Below are 17,693 nucleotides of genomic sequence, written 5' to 3'. Positions count from 1 at the left end.
TCTCCTCCTCGGTCAGACGAACGCCGTGACCAGCTCGACTCCGGCCACCCGGATCGTCACGCGCTGGCCGGATCGCACCGGCGCCTGCGAATGCGGAGCACCGGTCATCACCACGTCGCCGGGCCCCAGAACGGACCACGCGGCGACGTAGGCGAGGCATTCGCGGATCGCCATCGGCAGCTCCCTGCTCCCGGTCCGGGCGACGAGGAGCCCGTCGACCTCGACATCGAGGTCGACATCGTCGATCCCCACGGCGGTGTCGATCCACGGACCGAGGGGCGTGTACCCCTCCCCCGACTTGGACTCGAAGTTGCGGGGGTCGACGATCGCGCGGTCGGGGCTGGAGAGATCGTTCACGGCCGTGACGCCGAGCACGTACTCGTGCGCGTTCCGGGCCGTCAATCCGTGCGTCGCCCGGCCGATCACGACGGCGATCTCGCCCTCGGCCACCGGGGCGCCCGCATCGCGCCGGAGGGTGACCTCCGCACCGCTTCCGATCACGGTCCGCGGGCTCTTGAGCCATGCCTGCACCGGCGAGACATGCCCCGGACCGTTCTGGGCGATGCCGACGATGACGAGCGGATCGACGGGAGTGACCACGGTGCCCCCGATGGCGTCACCCTCATCATCCGGGGCGCGGCCCTCCGCGAACGCGAGGAACGGGTCGGAGACCGGGATGAGCCCATCGGGCGTCTCGCGCACCCAGCGGGGGCCTGCTGCGGACGCGACTCGACCGAGACGCATCAGACGACCGCCGTCATTCCGCCGTCGACGAAGAGCGTCTGGCCGTTGACGAAATCGCTCGCACCGCCGGCCAGGAAGAGCAGGGCACCGACCAGGTCGCGGGTGTCTCCCCAGCGTCCGGCCGGCGTGCGTCCGCGGACCCACGACGAGAACTCCTCGTCCTCGACGAGTGGCTGCGTGAGGGCGGTCGCGAAGTAGCCGGGAGCGATGGCGTTGGCCTGGATGCCGTGCGGGGCGAGGTCGGCGCAGAGCCCCTTCGTGAACATCACGATCGCGCCCTTGGTCGCCGCGTACGCGGCGATCGACGGACGGGCGAGTTGCGACTGCACGCTGCCGATCTGGATGATCTTCCCCGAACCGCGGGCGATCATGCCGGCCGCGACACGGCGAGACAGGTGGAACACGCTGGAGAGGTTGGTCTGCACGAGCGCATCCCAGTCCTCGTCCGCGAACTCCGCGATCGGCGCCCGCCGCTGGACGCCGGCGTTGTTCACGAGGATGTCGGGCGTGCCGAAGAGCTGCTCGACCTCGTGCATCCCCGCATCCACCGCCGCGGGGTCGGTGACGTCGAAGACGACGCTGTGGACCACGGCTCCCGTGGCCTGCGCGATCTCGCGCGCTGCCGCTGCCGCTTTCCCGGCGTCGCGCCCGTGCACCACCACGGTCGCACCCGCTCCGGCGAGTCCTTCCGCGAGCGTCCGGCCGATGCCCTGGCTCGATCCGGTCACGAGCGCCGTGCGGCCGCCGAGATCGAAGAGGGCGAGGCCCGCAGGCAGCGCACTCACCGTCCGACGGCCTTGATCGACACCGTCGTGGCGAAGACGTCGTCGCCGCCCTCTTCGCGGGAGACCTTGATCGCGTCGTCGACGCGGGTGAGATCGCGACGCAGTGTCTCGGGAGCGAGGAACGTCGATGCGGTCGTGATGAGGGCGAGCACGGCCATGTAGATCGCCAGGAGCACCCAGTTCCCGTCGCTCACCGCGATGAGGTATGCACCGAGCACACCGGCGAGACCGCCGGCGAGCACGGCCGAGATCTCGCGGGCCATCGCCACACCCAGGTAGCGGTGACGGTTGCCGAAGAGCTCGGGGAGCATGGCGCACTGCGGTCCGAGCATGCTGTTCACGGCCACGCCGATGCCGATCGCGATCACGCCGATGGCCACGGCGTAGTTGCCGAGCGAGAGCAGCCACCACGCGGGGAACGTGTAGACGAGCATGAAGACCGCTCCGAACCGGTAGACCGTGCGGCGCCCGAAACGGTCGGAGAGGTGTCCGGTGAACGGCACGGAGAAGACGCCGATCAGCGATCCGAGGGTGACACCCCAGGTGAGCAGGCTCTTGTCGGCACTGTCGCCGACCACCGTGACGAAGAACGCGAGACCGAGGGTCTGGAACATGTACGAGCCGCCGTTCTCGGCCATCCGCAGACCGATGCCGACGATGACGCCGGGGAGCCCGTGCGTGAAGATCTCCTTGATGGGGCGGTCAGCGATCTGCTCGTGCTTCTCGAGCTCGATGAACGTCGGCGTCTCGCGCAACCGCATCCGGATGAACAGGGCGAGGAGGATCAGCGCGAACGAGGCGAGGAACGGCACGCGCCATCCCCAGCTCAGCAGCTGGTCCTCGGGGAGCAGGGTGATCAGCCCGAAGACGACCGCGGCGAGCAGCGTGCCGGCCTGGATGCCGACGAACGGCAGGGCGGAGAAGAAGCCCCGGCGCTTGACCGGCGCGTACTCGGCCATCAGCACCGTCGCGCCCGCCTGCTCGGCTCCCGCCCCGAAGCCCTGCAGGAGGCGCATCAGCACCAGCAGGATGGGGGCCCAGAGCCCGATCGCCTCGTAGGTGGGCAGCAGACCGATCGCGGTCGACGCCCCGCCCATCAGGACGATCGTGGCGACCAGGACCCACTTGCGCCCGAGCTTGTCGCCCAGGACACCGAAGAACAGGCCGCCGAACGGCCGTGCGAGGAAGCCGACGCCGAAGGTTGCGAACGCGGCGACCGTGGCCATGGCGGGATCGTCTTGCGGGAAGAACAGGACGTTGAAGATCAACGCCGTCGAGAGCCCGTAGAGCGCGAAGTCGAAGTACTCGAGCGCGCTGCCGATGCTGGACGCGAGCGTCGCGCGGCGCAGATTCGCCGCGTACTCCGGGTCATCGGACACTGCTCGTGCTGAGGTGCGGTGGTCGGTCACTGCCATCTCCTTCGATCGGCTTCGCCTGCGGCGTGAGCACGACTGTACCAGCCCGTTGGATTGCGTTCAACCCTTTGGACCGGGTTTCGACGCACGAAAGGACACCCGCCCCGGAGGCGCGGCAAACACGAGACGGGTCAGCGACGAACGGCGGTGCTGAAGGGGTTCGTCAACGCCGCGGCGGCCGCACGCAGAGCCTCGCCCACGCGCTCGATGCGTTCGTAGTCCGCCTCGGCGGCACGGATGGCGACGCCGAGCGCCAGCGGCGGATCGGTGGGCGCCCAGCCCTCGAGCGGGACGGCGACGCCCACGATGCCGCGGAACGACTCCTCCGCATCCAGCGCCCAGCCGCGCCGACGGGCGGTGGCCAGCACATCCAGCAAGCCGTCCATGGTGGTCGCGCTCCGGTCCGTGAGCGCGGGGAAGACCGCGTCCTCCCCCAGGAGCTCGACCACTTCGGCATCGCTCATCGCCGCGAGCAGCGCACGCCCGGTGGCTGAGAGCGGAGCCGGGAGCCGCGAGCCCAGCGGGGTCCCCAGTCGCAGCGACCGCGACCCTTCGTGCCTGGCGAGATACAGCGCATCCGTGCCGTCGAGCATGGCGACCTGTACGAGCTCGGACGCCAGCTGCGGCGAGGCCTCGCACACGCTGTAGAACTCACGCACCTGGTTGAACTGCGCGGCGAACGCACCTCCGAGCTCGGCGGTGCGCACTCCCAGGCGGTAGCCCTGCGGCGTGCGGTCGACCATGCCCCCGGCTTCGAGCGCGAGACACAGATTCGCGGTCGACGACTTCGCCAGCCCGAGTTCACCGGCGAGTTCGGTCAGGGTCCGGGGGCCACCGGCGTCGGCGAGGAGGCCGAGTAGACGGATGCTGCGGGTGACGGCAGGCGCGGGATCGCGTCCCTCCCGGGTGTCGTCATCCATGGCTGCGCCTTCCGCCGTCAGTGGGGCCGCAGGTGCGCGAACACCCGCGTGCCGATCAGTAGAACTCGACCGTATCGACCACGGCGGTCAGCGGCTCGCCATCGAGCAGGCGCGCCGCATTCTCGGCGAAGCGACGCGCGATCCGCTCCTCTTCTTTCGAGCTGAGAGCGGCCGTGTGCGGACTCACGAGCACGTTCGGATGCGTCCACAGCGGCGACGCGTCATCGAGCGGCTCACGCTCGAAGACATCGAGGGCGGCGAACGCGACACGTCCGTCGTCGAGCGACGCGAGCAGGGCGGCTTCGTCGATCACCGTGCCGCGGCCGACGTTGGCGACGATCGCGCCCGGCTTCACCGCGTCGAGGATGTCGGCATCGATCAGATGGTGGGTCTGCGCCGTCCCCGGCAGCGTCACGACGATCGCATCGACGTGGGACACCGCGTCGCGCAGCTCGTCGAGACGCACCAGGCGATCGACGCCGGCGACCGGCTCCCCCGACCGGGTCGTGCCCCAGACTCGGGCACCGAGTGCGTGGAAGCGCCGCGCGCACTCCGAACCGATGCCGCCGAGACCGACGATCAGCACGGTCATCTCGTCGAGCTGACGCATCTCCCAGCGGTCGGGCCACGTGCGGCTGCTCTGATCGGCGAGGAGCCGAGGGAGGTTCTTCGCGCCCGCCATCACACCGAAGACCGCGAATTCGGCCAGAGGACCCCCGTGCACGCCGGCACTGGTGGTGAAGACGATCCGGTCGAGGTCCGCACGCTCCAGCTCTGCAGCCTTGATCGCGGCCCCGCCGCCTGCCGCGGTCGTCATGACCCAGCGCAGGCGCGGATTCGCCGCCACCGTGCGGGCGAGCGCCGCGGCATCCACATCGGGGATCCCGAAGAGCACGTCGGCGGAGTCGACCAGTTCGTCGAAGGCCTGCTGCGCGCTCGCGGTGCGCGTGAAGTCCGGGTCGCCGGACCAGTCGGCAGGCCCACGCATCGGCGGGAGGAGCGAGTGATCGCGGACCACCTCGACGCGAGGCTCGAGCTCTTCGATGAGCCGGCACAGGTCTTCCCGCAGCGGCACCGTCACGACGGCGCGCAGCTTCTTCTCGGTCCCCGTCATGCTGATCCCTTCCTCGGGAAGTCGTGGATCCCTCACTTTAGCTCAGATCCATCCGGTTGGACACTGTTCTATCCATTGGATTGTTGCTACCGTGTGCGCATGGACATCTCATCCGTCACCGTCGGGGCCGTCGGTCTCGGCGCCATGGGCCGCCCGATGGCCGACCACCTGCTCGCCGCCCACGGTCGACTCGTCATCCATGCCCGTCGCCCGCAGCCGGAGCTGCTGGCGGCCGGAGCCTCCTGGGCGGAGACGCCACGCGAACTCGCCTCCAGAGTAGACGTGCTCCTGATGATGCTCCCCGATCTGCCCCCGTTCGAGGCGATGCTCGACGGCCCGGACGGACTCCTCGCGGATGCCGGCGAACTGCTCATCATGATCGGCTCCACCTCGTCGGCACCGGCCGTGCGCGCGCTCGCGGAGCGCATCGGCGCCCAGACCGACGGACGGGTGCGGGTCGTGGACTGCCCCGTCTCGGGCGGCGAAGACGGCGCGATCGCCGGGTCCCTCTCGATCATGCTCGGCGGCGACCCGGAGGATGCCGCCCTCGCCGCCGAGGTGCTCGCCCCGTGCGGCACCCCCGTCCTGCTCGGGCCGCTCGGCGCCGGCGAGGTCGCCAAGGCGTGCAACCAGCTCGTCGTCTCGGCCACGATCCTCGCGCTCGGAGAGGCGACGGTGCTCGCCGACCGCTCCGGACTCGATCTCGACGCCCTCTGGTCGCTGCTCTCCGGCGGCTACGCCGGCTCCCGCCTGCTCGACAGCCGTCGCGAGAAGCTCGTCACCGGCGACGACTCCCCCAGCGGCGTCGCGCGGTACATGGTGAAGGATCTCGGCTTCGCCGCTGACATCGCCCAGGCCACCGGGACCGCACCGGTGCTGCTGCCCACCCTGCGCGCCGCGTTCGACGAGCTGGTGGCCGCGGGGCTCGGAGACCGTGACATCGCCGTGTCCCGGCGCTTCATCGCGTCGCGTGACACAGGCGAGCACTGACGTCCCGGACAGCGATACGCTGAAACCACCCCTTCTTCACCCTCGAGGAGCCTTCTGTGCCCGAAGCATCAGCGAATATCGGAGTCGTCGGACTCGCCGTCATGGGATCGAACCTCGCCCGCAACCTCGCCAGTCGCGAGGGGAACACCGTGGCGATCTTCAACCGCAGCTACGAGAAGACCCAGACGCTCCTCGACGAGCACCCCGAGGCCGGGTTCGTCCCCGCCCGCACCTACCAGGAGTTCGCCGACTCGCTGCAGAAGCCGCGCACCGCGATCATCATGGTCAAGGCCGGTGGCCCCACGGATGCCGTGATCGACTCGCTGGTCGAGGTCTTCGAGCCGGGCGACATCATCGTCGACGGCGGCAACGCCTACTTCCCCGACACGATCCGCCGCGAGAAGGCCGTCCGCGAGACCGGCATCAACTTCGTCGGCGCCGGCATCTCGGGCGGCGAAGAGGGCGCCCTGCTCGGCCCGTCGATCATGCCCGGCGGCTCGGACGAATCCTGGGTCACGCTCGGCCCGATCCTCAAGTCGATCGCCGCGGTCGCCGAGGGTGAGCCGTGCGTCACGCACGTCGGCCACGACGGTGCCGGACACTTCGTGAAGATGGTGCACAACGGCATCGAGTACGCCGACATGCAGCTGATCGCCGAAGCATACGATCTGATCCGTCGTGGCACCGGCAAGACCCCCGCGGAGATCGCCGAGATCTTCGCCGAGTGGAACCGGGGCGAGCTGGAGTCGTACCTGATCGAGATCACCGCAGAGGTGCTCCGCCAGGTGGATGCCGAGACCGGCAAGCCGCTCGTCGACGTGATCCTGGACCAGGCCGGCGCCAAGGGCACCGGCGCGTGGACCGTGCAGACCGCACTGTCGCTCGGCGTCCCCGTCTCGGGCATCGCCGAAGCGACCTTCGCCCGCTCCCTCTCCTCGCACCCCGAGCAGCGCGCGGTCTCCCGCGACCTGCCGGGACCGGAGGAGGAGTTCTCGGTCGAAGACACCGACGCGTTCATCGAAGATGTGCGCCTGGCGCTCTACGCCTCCAAGATCGTCGCGTACTCGCAGGGCTTCGACGAGATCCGCGCCGGTGCCGCCGAGTACGGCTGGAACATCGACCTCGGCGCGATCAGCAAGATCTGGCGCGGCGGCTGCATCATCCGCGCGCAGTTCCTCAACCGCATCGCCGACGCCTACGCCGAGACGCCGGAACTGCCCGTTCTGCTCACCGCCCCGTACTTCACCGAGGCGATCACCCGTGCCCAGGCAGCTTGGCGCCGAGTGGTCATCGCGGCAGCCGAAGCCGGCATCCCCGCCCCGGCGTTCTCGTCGTCGCTGTCGTACTACGACGGCATCCGCGCCGACCGCCTCCCCGCCGCCCTCGTGCAGGGACAGCGCGACTTCTTCGGCGCACACACCTACAAGCGCATCGACAAGGAAGGCACCTTCCACACGCTGTGGTCGGGAGACCGCACCGAGATCGAGGCGGAAGACACGCACTGACCTCTCGTCATCGAAAGCCCGGGAACCTCGTGGTTCCCGGGCTTTCGTGCATCACACGAGGATGTTGTGGTTGCGTCGGAACACGTTCTGCGGGTCCCAGTCCGCCTTGACCGCCCGCAGCCGGGTGAGCGCCTCCGCCGAGAACATCCCCGGCACGGCTTCGGGCCGCTCGGTGTCGGCGAAGTTGCCGTACTCGGCCAGCCGTCCGGCCCGGATGCTCTCCCCGTCGGCCTCGATCGCCGCACGAGTCTGCTCATCGAGCATCCCCGGGATGTCGAACGCCCCGGCCATCACGAACCAGTTCGCCGTGCGGGCAGGGAAGGCCGTCTCCTCCTGGGCGACATCGTGGAACGCACCGCCCAGCGAGCGGAGAAACACCACGGACGCCGGATACGCGCGCCGGAAGGCGACGAGCCGCTCGATCAGCGCATCATCGAGGTCGGCGTAGAGCCCGTTGCCGCCGAGGAAGCCGGGAGGGGCGGGAGCCTCGTCCCCTTCGGGCTGAGGCATCTCCATCAGCACCTCGCGATACGGCGGTGTCGTCACTTCCGTCTGCACGCCGGGGAGCGCGGAGATCGGCTCCAGCACGGCGCGCAGCCGATCGGGCTCCGGTGCCGCCCACACCGCGCTCAGCCGCGCTCCCGCCGGGGCGCTCGGGTCCATCGCCGGCACGTCCATATACGTGACGGTGAGCTCGCGGGGAGCGTCTCGGAGCAGATCACGCGCGGCACGGAGCACGGCGGCCGCATCGCCATCGATCACGCTCTCGGCGAAGGCGATGCCGGGCAGCGGGTGCGCCTCGAAGTCGAAGCGCGTGACCACGCCGAAGTTGCCGCCTCCGCCGCGCAGCGCCCAGAAGAGTTCGGAGTTCGTCTCGGATGACGCTTCGACCACATCACCGGAGGCGGTGACGACCTGTGCGCCGATCAGCTGATCGACGGCGAGACCCCAGGCCCGCACCATCCAGCCGATTCCGCCGCCGAGCGTGAGCCCGCCGACACCGACCGAGGCGGTGTCGCCCGAGCTGAGTGCGAGGCCGTGCGCGGCGAGCGCCGAAGCGACATCACCCCAGACGGCGCCGCCGCCGATGCGCACGGTGGTGCCATCCACCTCGATGCCGGACAGACCGCCGAGCTCGAGCCGGATCCCCTCGGCAGGGGCATGCGACCACGGGCCGTGCCCGCCGGCGACCACGGTCAAGGGGACGGCCTCGCGGGAAGCGAGTCTGACGATGTCGACGACCTCATCGACGGTGGAGGGGCGGTGGACGGAGGGAACGGAAGCAGCAGCGCTATCAGCCATGGCGACATGGTAGCCACGGCCGCCGACATCGCGCACCGGGTTCTCTGCGACGCCGGGGCGGACCTCGATCAGGCGGGGCTGGCGGCCCGCACGAACGACCGTGCGCGAACCGCGAGCGCCGCGAGATCTCCCCCGGGGGTCGCCGCATCGCCGACGAGCGGTCCCCCGACCCCGATCCCGAACGCCCCGGCCGCGAGGTACTCTCCCACGGTGTCGACGCTCACTCCGCCCACGGGGATGATCCGCGCGTCGGGGAACGGATCGCGCACCGCACGGATGAAGCCGGGTCCGAGCGCCGAGGCGGGGAACAGCTTGACCGCGGCGCTGCCGAGATCGTGACCTCTCTGAATCTCGGTCGGCGTGTACACACCCGGGAGCACACCGATCCCCTGGGCGACCGCGTATCCGACCGAGGCGCTGAGGGTGGGCGTCACCATGAACTGCGCGCCGGCCGCTGCTGCCCGCTCGACGTCGGCCTCGCTGAGCACGGTCCCGGCGCCGATCAGTGCCGATGCGGGAGCATCCTGCACGACCTGGGCGATCGCCTCTTCGGCATCCGGCAGGGTGAGGGCGATCTCCAGCGTCAGCACGCCGGCGTCGATCAGCGTGCGCGCCGCGGCGACCGTCGCATCGACATCCGTGCCGCGGAGGATCGCGACGAGCCGGGTGGCGCGCAGCCGCTCTTCGAGCTGCGCGTTGTCCACGGTGCTCACCGGGCTACCTCCGCGGCCGATACGGCCCCGCGCACGACGGGGGCCTCGCCGGCCCAGGGCCACGCGGGAATCCCGCCGACGTCGACCTGCACGCCGAGCAGCGCGCCGTCTGCTTCTCCCGGTTCGGCCAGTCCGACGCTCGCCGTCGTGATCACGAGCAGCGTGCCGACGAGGACGACCGCGGTCGGGCGCTTCGCGGGGAGCGAGATCGTCTCCACGAGTTCACCCTCAGGCGAGTAGCGGCGCACCGCGGCGGCGTCCCAGACCGCGACCCACAGCATGCCGTCGAGGTCGATCGTCATGCCGTCGGGGTTGCCGCCGTCGACCCGGCACACCGTGCGACGGTTCGAGAGCGTGCCGTCGGCGGCTACATCGAAGGCCTCGATGCTGCGGTGCGGAAGGGTGTCGATGTAGTAGAGCGTGGAGCCCGTGCGATCGAAGGCGAGACCGTTCGACACGGTGACCCCGCCGAGCCGTGCGACCGGGATGCCGTCGGCGCCGATGCTCCACAGCGTGCAGTGCGGATCGCGCGGCATCGACTGGCTGCCCACCCAGAAGCGCCCTGCGGGGTCGCCGCCGCCGTCGTTCATGTAGTCGCCGGGCGCGGCGATGTCGTCGGTGAGCGGGGTCACGACCGCGTCGTCGCCGACGTGCACCACGCGGCGGGCGACGCCGACCAGCCATCCGGCTCCCGGCTGGGCGAGCGGGATGGGGGCGCCGATCTGCGCTCCGACGACGACCGCGGTCTCGGGAACGACTCTGCCCTGTTCGAGCCGACCACGATGTAGCGACCCGGTGGCCATGTCGATCCACGCGAGGCTGCCGTCGCGCCCGTCCCAGCGCGGAGACTCGGCCTGCACGTAGCGGGCGTCGGAGAGGATCTCCACGGTTCGGGAGGGCGGGGTGTGCGACATCCGGATCATCCTTCGCTGGTAGCTCGTAACCGTTATGTGGCAGACTATCTCACAATATGCATAACACTTGCGAGAAATGTGGACCCACGATGATGAAGCGCGGAAACAGCTGATGGCTCAGACACTCCACGGCTTGATGCCCATTCTGGCGACCCCGTTCGATGAGACGGGGGCCCTCGACCGCGCGAGCCTGCGCCGACTGGTCGAGTTCCAGCTCGCGTCGGGCGTCAACGGCGTCGCCGTGTTCGGGATGGCGAGCGAGGGTTTCGCCCTCACGACGGACGAGCGGCGCACGATCCTGGACGACGTCGTCCGGGTCGTGGACGGCAGGATCCCCGTGATCGCCGGCGTCAACGGCACCTCCACCGCGACGTCCATCGAGCAGTCCCTCCTCGCCGAGGAAGGCGGGGCGGACGCCCTCATGGTGCTCCCGCCGTTCATGGTGAAGCCGCCCGCCGGCACGCTCGTGGACTTCTACGGCGACGTCGCTGCCGCGACCTCGCTCTCCGTCATGGTGCAGGACGCACCCGGCGTCACCGGCGTCGCGATGGCTCCGAGCCTGATCGCCGAGATCGCCCGCCTCGACGGCGTCGACTCCGTCAAGGTCGAGGCGCCGCCGACAGCACCCAAGGTCGGCGCCGTGGTCGCCGCGATCGAGGATCCCGACTTCGCGGTGCTCGGCGGCCAGAACGCCCAGTTCTGCCTCGAGGAGTACGCGAGGGGTGCCGTCGGCACGATGCCGGCCTGCGAGTTCCCCGACCTGCTCGGCCCCGTGCTCGCACTGTTCCTCGAGGGGCGCGTCGAGGAAGCCCGCGCCGAGTTCCGTCGTATGCTCCCTCTCGTGCTCATCGGTCTGCAGGGAGGCATCGCCTGGGCGGTGCACAAGGAGGTTCTCGTCGCGCGCGGTGTGATCGATCACGCGACGGTTCGCTACCCGGCGTCCCGCCTGGACGCGGGCAGCCGCGCCTCGGTCAAGCTCGTGATCGACGAACTCGCACTCCTGCCGATCCCCGCCACGGTGCGCGTGTGACACGCCGCGGCGTGCTGCTGATCGGCGGCAGCTCCGACATCGGACTCGCGATCGCCCGCGCCTTCGTCGACGGCGGAGACGCCGTCGTCGGCGTGGGGCTCGAGGACTCTGCCGACCCGGTCTTCGAGCGCTACCTCGTCGCGGACTGCAGCGCGCCCGAAGCCGCCGATCGCGCCGTCGCCGATGCCGAGCAGGCTCTCGGACGGCTCGATGTCGTGGTACTCGCCGCCGGCCGCATGCCGATCGCGCGCGCCGAGGCCACGAGTGACGACGACTGGCGCGGAGCGCTCGGCGCGACGCTGGACTCGGCGTTCTTCGTGGCCCGCGCGGCGCTCCCCCGCCTCTCCCGCGGGGCGTCGATCGTCGCGGTCACCTCGGTGAACTCGTCGCTCGCCGCCCCCGCCCTGCCCGCCTACGCGGCCGCCAAGGCGGGCGTGGACGGCCTCGTGCGCCAGCTCGCGCTCGACTACGGCCCCCGGGGCATCCGCGTCAACGCCGTGCAGCCCGGGAGCATCTCAGCCGCCGACACGGGCGAGAGCGAGGGCTACCCCCTCGGACGCATCGGGCGACCGGAGGAGGTCGCCTCGGTAGTCGCGTTCCTCGCCTCCGACGCCGCCTCGTTCGTCACGGGAACATCCATCGCGGTCGACGGCGGTCTCTCGATCTCGTCCCCCGCGGCCTGGCTGAAGCCGGTCCTGCGGGACCGCTGGCTCTGACCCCGCCCTGCGCCACACGATGAAGGCCGCGTCCCCTTTCGGGACGCGGCCTTCATCGTGCGAGGGGGCTCAGGCGTTGGAGTCGAGCAGCCCCTGGACTTCCTTCTTCAGCGCGTTGAGGCCTGCCTGGGCCTCGACCTGACCGGCGAGGATCGTCGCGACCCCGGCACCGATGGCGGTATCGATCTGCGCCGTCACCGCGACACGGTCCCACGCGGCACCGCGAGCGTGCTCGGAGACCTCCGTGCGGAATGCACCCTGGAACTTGTCGGCCGCGAGCGCGGGGATCTTGTCGGCGACGCTCTTGGCGGCCGGAGCCACGGCGGAGTTCTCGTAGAGCGCGGTGGCCGCCTCGACGTTGGTCGCCGCGTAGAGGATGAAGTCACGGCTGGTGAGCTCACCCTCGCCCGCTGTCGCGAACACGCCGCTGCCCCAGGCTCGGTTGAACGAGTCCTTGCCGCCGACGGTCGGACGAGAGATCGCCCCGATGTTGTCGATGATGTTCTGCGCGGCGCCGTTCGTCTTGACGAAGGTCGAGGCGAGCGGGGCGTCGTCGTAGATCGCCGCCCGGCCGCTGGCGAACAGGATGCGGGCATCGCTGCGGGCGACGTTCGTCTGCGTCAGGCCCTGGTCCTGCAGGGATTTGTACCAGGTGACGGCCTCGACGCTCTCGGCGTCTCCCAGCGTGCACTTGAGGTCGTCGGTGACCACGTCGCTGCCGAAGCCCCACATCCACGGGACGGCATCCTTCAGGTCCGGGTTCTTCGTGACCGCGGCGTACGGGATCAGCGACTTGTCCTGCTTCTTGATCTTCTCGAGGGCGGTGGCGAACTGCTCCACCGTCATGCCCGACTTGATGCCGACGCTCTTCGCGATCTCGCCGTTGGTGATGATGCCGATGCCGGCGGCCGTCAGCGGCAGCACGAGCAGCTTGCCGTCCATCGTGTACGAGTCGAGCACGCCCTGCGGGATGCCGAGACCCTTCGCGAGGTCGGTGAGGTCGGCGAGGATGTTCATCGGGGTGAGCACCTGCCACCCGCCCGACTGACCGACACCCATGAGGTTGCCGGAGCGTCCGGTGAGGGCGAGCTGCGTGGCCGCCTGGTCGTACGGGTAGATGACCGGGGCGACCTTGACGCCCTCCTTCTTCGAGAACCCGTCGAGGATCCCCTGCCACGCGGACTTCAGCGCCTCCTCGCCGAGCGAGTTGCCGTAGAAGTTGATCGTCTTCGCGGCCGTCGCGCCGCCCGCGGAGGCGCCTCCGGCACCGGCGCCGGGTGCGGCGGGCGTCGCACACCCGGCGAGCGCGAGTGCACCGAATGCGGCGAGGACGGTGCCGCCTCCGAGGAAGGCTCGGCGGCTCAGCTGTGAGTTCGAGATGGTCATGGAGACTGCTCCTTCGAGGTGATGGGGGTAGAGCATTTCGGGAGACGCATGGCTACCCCTTGACCGCCCCGGCGGCGAGACCGGAGACGAAGTAGCGCTGCAGGAGGACGAAGATGATGACGAGCGGGAGCGACGTGATGAGGGACGCTGCCATGAGGGCCGGCCAGTCGGCTGTGCCCTCGCGGATGAACGCCTGCGTCAGACCCGCCGGCAGCGTCTGCTTGTCGGGTCCGGCGAGGGTGAGGGCGAAGAGCAGGTCGCTCCAGCCGCGCATGAAGGCGAACATGCCCGCGGTGATGAGCCCGGGGACCACGAGCGGGAACACGATGCGGAACATCGTCCCGGTGCGCGAGAGACCGTCGACCTTGGCCGCCTCGAGGATGTCGTCGGGGAGGGCGTCGATGATGCCCTTCAGCAGGAACACCGCGAGCGGCAGCGTGAACGTCGTGAACGAGATGATCAGCGCCGTGTAGGTGTAGAGCAGTCCGGCCGAGCTCAGCATCAGGTACAGCGAGATGAGCAGCAGCGCGCCCGGGATGAGCTGACCGATGAGGAACATGAACATGATCGCGTTGCGGCCGCGGTAACGGAACTTCGAGAGCGAGTAAGCCATCAGACCGCCGACGAGGACCGCGAGCAGGGCGGTGCCGGTGGAGACGATGATGCTGTTCAGGAGGTTCTTCAGCAGGAGGTCGTTCTGGAAGAACCCGACGAAGTTCTCGATCGTCGGATTGACCGGGAAGAACGGACGATCCGCGGAGAAGACGTCCTCCTTCCTCGTGAACGCGGTCGCCGTGAGCCAGTAGACCGGCAGCAGGCCGAACAGGGCCAGCAGCAGGAGCAGGACGCGTCCCGGGATGGACAGGTGGGGGCGGATGATCGACTCCCCCACATCACGACTACGGCGCATCACTTCTCCAGCCGACGGTTGAGGAACAGGTATCCGCTCGTGATGATCGCGAGCAGGACGAGCCAGAGGGCGCCCATCGCGGAGGCCTTGCCGAGTTCGTAGCTGCCGAACGCGAGATCGTAGAGGCTGACCGCGAGCGTCGTGGTCGAGTTGCCGGGCCCGCCGCCGGTCATCACGAAGATGGTGTCGAAGTTGCCGAAGTTGTAGATGAACTCGAGCACCGCGACGAGGGTGACGGGGCCGGCGATGTGCGGCAGCGAGATGTGGCGGAACCGTTGGGCGCGCGTGGCGCCGTCGATCGTGGCGGCCTCGATCTGCTCGCTCGGCAGCGTCTGGAGGACGGCGAGGGCGACGACCATGATCCACGGGAACGAGTGCCAGGTCTTGGCGATGACCACGGCGGCCATGGCGCCGGTCGGGGTGCCGAGCATGCTGATCTCGGGAAGTCCGAACGTCGCGAGGACGTGGTTGACCACGCCGTAGCTGTCGTTGAAGATCCACGCCCAGAGGAAGGACACGACGACACCGGGCAGCAGCCACGGCAGCATGAGCGCGCCGCGGAGGATGTTCCGCCCGCGCATGCGGGCGTTCAGCAGCAGCGCCAGGGCGACGCCGAGGATGAGCGGGAAGACCGTCGCGAGCGAGGCGAACACGAGGGTGGTACCGAGACGGGCGAAGAACTCGTCCCAGACCGCCGCATAGTTGTCGAGGCCCACGAACGTGCGCTCGGGGCGCAGGAGCGATTGGTCGAACAGACTTGTGAAGATGCTCGACACGAGGGGGAAGATCGCGATCACGAGGAACAGGAGGACCGCGGGAAGTGCGATCATGAAACCGAAGGTGCGATCCTTCGCGCCCAGCGTGGAGCGTCGCCCGGAGCGGGGCTCGACAGCCTTCTGCTCGCTCTCCGCGGGCCGCTCGAGTATGGCTTGTTGCATTGCAGTCACTTTCCAGTAGAGACGACCCCGGAGGGCCCTGCGCGTCGTCGTCACAGTCGTCAACGTCGACGTGCGGCCAGTTAACCACAATGCGGATGCGAAATCCACAAAATGCATAAGACACCCACATTTGTGTTGCTCGAAGCCATTTCGCTGAATAGGATGACTGGCAGCGGCGTCGAGCCGCAGAGTCGCAGATGCGGCCACATCATCAAGGAGGAGTCACCATGGCGTCGGAATCGGTAGGCGGCACGCAGACCGTCGAACGGGCGATGTCGTTGCTCGCGTGCTTCACGGAGGAATCCGGCGAGCTGAGGGTCTCCGAGCTGTGCACGTTGACCGGCCTCGGCCAGTCCACCGTCTCGCGCATGATGTCGGCACTCGATCGCATGAAGTTCGTGGTGCAGGACGCCCGCACGGGCCTGTACCGCCTCGGTCCCGCAGCAGTGTCGCTGGGCACGGTCGCCATCAACGGCTCTCCCATCTTCCGCGCCTCGCGGCAGATCGCGCAGAACCTCGCACGCCGGATCGAGATCGGCGTGAACGTGGCCGAGCTCAGCGGCTTCACCTTCACCTATCTCTGCAACTTCGAAGGCGCCCTGGCACCGAAGTCGTTCGCCATGGCGGGTCGCACCGGGCCGCTGCACGCCACCGGCATCGGCAAGGCCCTGTTGTCGGGCATGTCCGACGCGCAGGTCGACGAGTACTTCGCGCAGACGCCGCAGCGCTTCACGCCGCACACCATCGTGGACCGCGCCGCCATGCAGACCGCTCTCGACGAGACGCGCAGCCGCGGCTACGCGACCGAGATCGAGGAGCTGGCCTTCGGCCGCGCCTGCATCGCCGCGCCGATCCGCAACCGGGCCGGTGAGATCGTCGCGGGCATCTCGGCCAGCGGCCCCCTCTCGGTGCTCGACCTGCACGCACCGCATCAGGAACTCGCCCTGCAGCTCATCGAAGCCGCCGACGAGATATCGGTGGCCCTCGGATACAGCCCTTCCCGGACCGCATCGGCGTTCGCGGCACTCTGACCTCGGCCGCGATGCGGCTTCCCCACCTCTGACGACGGCACCTGCCGCCGGCCGTTCGACCACCCGTCTATTGGAGACCCCTGTGAAGATCACGCGCGTCCAGACCTTCCCCCTCTACTTGTCGAAGGAGGATGCCAACAACTCGTATGCCGGTGACACCGCGGTCGACCACCGCGGCTACGTGATCCGCCCACCGTGGCGAAGCCTGTACTCCCCCGGCTACGAGACGCTGCTCGTGAAGATCGAGACCGATGAGGGTCTGGTCGGCTGGGGCGAGGCCCTCGCGCCCGTCGCCCCGGTCGTGGCCGCGGCGATCGTCGACAACCTGCTCACCCCGCTGATCCTCGGCGAGGACCCGCGCTCGGTGCGCACGCTCTGGCACCGCATGACGGAGTCCATGCGCGAGCGCGGGCACCTCACCGGGCACCAGGCCGACGCCATGGCCGCGGTCGACATCGCGCTCTGGGACCTCTGGGGCCACGCCACCGGCCTCTCGGTGTCCGAGCTCGCCGGCGGACGCTTCCACGAGGTGCTGCCGACCTACGTCTCCGGCATCCGCGGCGTCGACGACGTCGAGCGCGCCGAGAAGGCCGCAGAGCTCGTGGAGGGCGGCGTTCGCCGTATCAAGCTGCACCTCGGCGTCGACATCCGCACCGACCTGGCCACCTACGACGCGGTCCGCGGCGTGCACCCCGACCTCGACGTCGCGCTCGACGCGCACTGGACGTATCGCCTCGGCGAGGCACGTGCGCTCGGTCGCGAGCTGGACGACCGGCGGGCCTGGTTCTTCGAGGCGCCGCTCGCCCCGGAGGACGTGGAGGGGCATCACGACCTCGCCACCGCCCTCGCCACCCCGATCGCGATCGGCGAGGCGATGCGCAGCCGCTTCGAGTTCACGGACTGGCTCACCCGCCGCGCGGTGGGCCTCACGCAGCCCGACATCGGCCGCACCGGCATCACCGAGGGCCTCGCGATCGCGGCGGTCTCCGACGCCTTCCACGTGCCGGTCGCCCCGCACCACTCGGCCGCGTTCGGCATCGCGATGGCCGCCGGTGTGCATGTCGCCGCGAGCGCCGCGTCGCTGCTCGCGTTCGAGTACCAGCCGTTCACCCTCCCCGTCGCCAACCGTCTGCTGACGACCCCGCTCGAGGTCCGCGCGGACGGCGGGTTCGTGGTGCCGACCGGCCCCGGCCTGGGCGTGACCGTCGATGAGGACGCGATCCAGGAGTACGTGCGGCACTGACCCGCATCGACATCCGACGAAGAACGGGTGGGCGGGC

Annotated in this window: 17 protein-coding genes; 6 read left to right on the top strand and 11 right to left on the bottom strand. The window is 69.6% G+C overall.

Translation table 11 applies throughout. The features are described 5' to 3' along the window. Window positions 1-12 precede the first annotated feature (12 nt). The 5 genes from AC6CHX_RS16585 to AC6CHX_RS16565 all read right to left on the bottom strand — a co-directional run bounded on the left by AC6CHX_RS16585 (window position 13) and on the right by AC6CHX_RS16565 (window position 4,978). Window positions 13-744, bottom strand: coding sequence for a fumarylacetoacetate hydrolase family protein (locus tag AC6CHX_RS16585; RefSeq protein ID WP_498273711.1), 732 nt, complete (start codon window positions 742-744; stop codon window positions 13-15). Further along, complete coding sequence (locus AC6CHX_RS16580) at window positions 744-1,529, bottom strand: SDR family oxidoreductase (RefSeq protein ID WP_498273710.1); 786 nt, start codon at window positions 1,527-1,529, stop codon at window positions 744-746. Before AC6CHX_RS16580 ends, AC6CHX_RS16585 begins: the two co-directional genes overlap by 1 nt. Beyond that, complete coding sequence (locus AC6CHX_RS16575) at window positions 1,526-2,944, bottom strand: MFS transporter (RefSeq protein WP_498273709.1); 1,419 nt, start codon at window positions 2,942-2,944, stop codon at window positions 1,526-1,528. Before AC6CHX_RS16575 ends, AC6CHX_RS16580 begins: the two co-directional genes overlap by 4 nt. A gap of 131 nt (window positions 2,945-3,075) precedes the next feature. After that, on the bottom strand, window positions 3,076-3,864 hold the full coding sequence (locus tag AC6CHX_RS16570) for an IclR family transcriptional regulator (RefSeq protein ID WP_498273708.1): 789 nt from the start codon (window positions 3,862-3,864) through the stop codon (window positions 3,076-3,078). Window positions 3,865-3,919: 55 nt separating this feature from the next. Continuing rightward, window positions 3,920-4,978 carry a D-2-hydroxyacid dehydrogenase gene (locus AC6CHX_RS16565; RefSeq protein ID WP_498273707.1) on the bottom strand — a complete coding sequence of 353 codons (1,059 nt, stop codon included), beginning with the start codon at window positions 4,976-4,978 and terminating at the stop codon, window positions 3,920-3,922. Window positions 4,979-5,077: 99 nt separating this feature from the next. On the opposite strand from AC6CHX_RS16565, the gene AC6CHX_RS16560 reads away from it, so the two are divergent. Further along, on the top strand, window positions 5,078-5,968 hold the full coding sequence (locus AC6CHX_RS16560; protein WP_498273706.1) for an NAD(P)-dependent oxidoreductase: 891 nt from the start codon (window positions 5,078-5,080) through the stop codon (window positions 5,966-5,968). 56 nt (window positions 5,969-6,024) lie between these two features. Then, window positions 6,025-7,473, top strand: coding sequence for an NADP-dependent phosphogluconate dehydrogenase (gene gnd / locus AC6CHX_RS16555; protein WP_376107606.1), 1,449 nt, complete (start codon window positions 6,025-6,027; stop codon window positions 7,471-7,473). Window positions 7,474-7,524: 51 nt separating this feature from the next. Here the strand turns inward: gnd and AC6CHX_RS16550 are convergent, their stop codons facing one another. The 3 genes from AC6CHX_RS16550 to AC6CHX_RS16540 form a co-directional block, all read right to left on the bottom strand. Continuing rightward, window positions 7,525-8,775 (bottom strand): FAD-binding oxidoreductase, encoded by a 1,251-nt coding sequence (locus AC6CHX_RS16550; protein ID WP_498273705.1) that lies wholly within the window; start codon window positions 8,773-8,775, stop codon window positions 7,525-7,527. Window positions 8,776-8,843: 68 nt separating this feature from the next. Next, window positions 8,844-9,488 carry a bifunctional 4-hydroxy-2-oxoglutarate aldolase/2-dehydro-3-deoxy-phosphogluconate aldolase gene (locus tag AC6CHX_RS16545; protein ID WP_498273704.1) on the bottom strand — a complete coding sequence of 215 codons (645 nt, stop codon included), beginning with the start codon at window positions 9,486-9,488 and terminating at the stop codon, window positions 8,844-8,846. Then, window positions 9,485-10,402, bottom strand: a complete 918-nt coding sequence (locus AC6CHX_RS16540; RefSeq protein WP_498273703.1) for an SMP-30/gluconolactonase/LRE family protein — start codon at window positions 10,400-10,402, stop codon at window positions 9,485-9,487. Before AC6CHX_RS16540 ends, AC6CHX_RS16545 begins: the two co-directional genes overlap by 4 nt. A gap of 112 nt (window positions 10,403-10,514) precedes the next feature. On the opposite strand from AC6CHX_RS16540, the gene AC6CHX_RS16535 reads away from it, so the two are divergent. Both AC6CHX_RS16535 and AC6CHX_RS16530 read left to right on the top strand, forming a co-directional pair. Beyond that, entirely contained in the window at window positions 10,515-11,432 is a 918-nt protein-coding gene (locus AC6CHX_RS16535) for a dihydrodipicolinate synthase family protein (RefSeq protein WP_498273702.1), read from the top strand. Then, window positions 11,429-12,148 carry an SDR family NAD(P)-dependent oxidoreductase gene (locus AC6CHX_RS16530; RefSeq protein ID WP_498273701.1) on the top strand — a complete coding sequence of 240 codons (720 nt, stop codon included), beginning with the start codon at window positions 11,429-11,431 and terminating at the stop codon, window positions 12,146-12,148. The genes AC6CHX_RS16535 and AC6CHX_RS16530 overlap by 4 nt, the downstream gene beginning before the upstream one ends. Before the next feature lie 69 nt (window positions 12,149-12,217). On the opposite strand, the gene AC6CHX_RS16525 is transcribed toward AC6CHX_RS16530, so the two are convergent. The 3 genes from AC6CHX_RS16525 to AC6CHX_RS16515 are packed head-to-tail and all read right to left on the bottom strand — an operon-like array spanning window position 12,218 to window position 15,382. Beyond that, window positions 12,218-13,534 carry a hypothetical protein gene (locus AC6CHX_RS16525; RefSeq protein WP_498273700.1) on the bottom strand — a complete coding sequence of 439 codons (1,317 nt, stop codon included), beginning with the start codon at window positions 13,532-13,534 and terminating at the stop codon, window positions 12,218-12,220. Window positions 13,535-13,586: 52 nt separating this feature from the next. Continuing rightward, a complete protein-coding gene (locus AC6CHX_RS16520) occupies window positions 13,587-14,444 on the bottom strand; it encodes a carbohydrate ABC transporter permease (protein WP_051251218.1) in 858 nt (285 codons plus the stop codon). After that, entirely contained in the window at window positions 14,444-15,382 is a 939-nt protein-coding gene (locus AC6CHX_RS16515; RefSeq protein ID WP_136041503.1) for a carbohydrate ABC transporter permease, read from the bottom strand. Before AC6CHX_RS16515 ends, AC6CHX_RS16520 begins: the two co-directional genes overlap by 1 nt. 227 nt (window positions 15,383-15,609) lie before the next feature. Between AC6CHX_RS16515 and AC6CHX_RS16510 the strand changes: the two genes are divergently transcribed. Further along, window positions 15,610-16,413: an IclR family transcriptional regulator gene (locus AC6CHX_RS16510; RefSeq protein ID WP_136041502.1), complete on the top strand. Its 804-nt coding sequence runs from the start codon at window positions 15,610-15,612 to the stop codon at window positions 16,411-16,413. 82 nt (window positions 16,414-16,495) lie between these two features. Then, on the top strand, window positions 16,496-17,656 hold the full coding sequence (locus AC6CHX_RS16505) for a mandelate racemase/muconate lactonizing enzyme family protein (RefSeq protein WP_498273699.1): 1,161 nt from the start codon (window positions 16,496-16,498) through the stop codon (window positions 17,654-17,656). Window positions 17,657-17,693: the final 37 nt, after the last annotated feature.

It is taken from the genome of Microbacterium sp. GQ128 (assembly GCF_059758615.1).
The sequence above is the reverse complement of the archived record's forward strand: the minus strand, read 5'-3'. Positions and strand labels throughout refer to the sequence as shown.

Coding starts and splice junctions, on each gene's coding strand:
- AC6CHX_RS16585 (WP_498273711.1), bottom strand. CDS start 744: ATGCGTCTCGGTCGAGTCGCGTCCGCAGCAGGCCCCCGCTGGGTGCGC.
- AC6CHX_RS16575 (WP_498273709.1), bottom strand. CDS start 2,944: ATGGCAGTGACCGACCACCGCACCTCAGCACGAGCAGTGTCCGATGAC.
- AC6CHX_RS16570 (WP_498273708.1), bottom strand. CDS start 3,864: ATGGATGACGACACCCGGGAGGGACGCGATCCCGCGCCTGCCGTCACC.
- AC6CHX_RS16565 (WP_498273707.1), bottom strand. CDS start 4,978: ATGACGGGGACCGAGAAGAAGCTGCGCGCCGTCGTGACGGTGCCGCTG.
- AC6CHX_RS16560 (WP_498273706.1), top strand. CDS start 5,078: ATGGACATCTCATCCGTCACCGTCGGGGCCGTCGGTCTCGGCGCCATG.
- AC6CHX_RS16550 (WP_498273705.1), bottom strand. CDS start 8,775: ATGGCTGATAGCGCTGCTGCTTCCGTTCCCTCCGTCCACCGCCCCTCC.
- AC6CHX_RS16540 (WP_498273703.1), bottom strand. CDS start 10,402: ATGTCGCACACCCCGCCCTCCCGAACCGTGGAGATCCTCTCCGACGCC.
- AC6CHX_RS16535 (WP_498273702.1), top strand. CDS start 10,515: ATGGCTCAGACACTCCACGGCTTGATGCCCATTCTGGCGACCCCGTTC.
- AC6CHX_RS16525 (WP_498273700.1), bottom strand. CDS start 13,534: ATGACCATCTCGAACTCACAGCTGAGCCGCCGAGCCTTCCTCGGAGGC.
- AC6CHX_RS16520 (WP_051251218.1), bottom strand. CDS start 14,444: ATGCGCCGTAGTCGTGATGTGGGGGAGTCGATCATCCGCCCCCACCTG.
- AC6CHX_RS16515 (WP_136041503.1), bottom strand. CDS start 15,382: ATGCAACAAGCCATACTCGAGCGGCCCGCGGAGAGCGAGCAGAAGGCT.
- AC6CHX_RS16510 (WP_136041502.1), top strand. CDS start 15,610: ATGGCGTCGGAATCGGTAGGCGGCACGCAGACCGTCGAACGGGCGATG.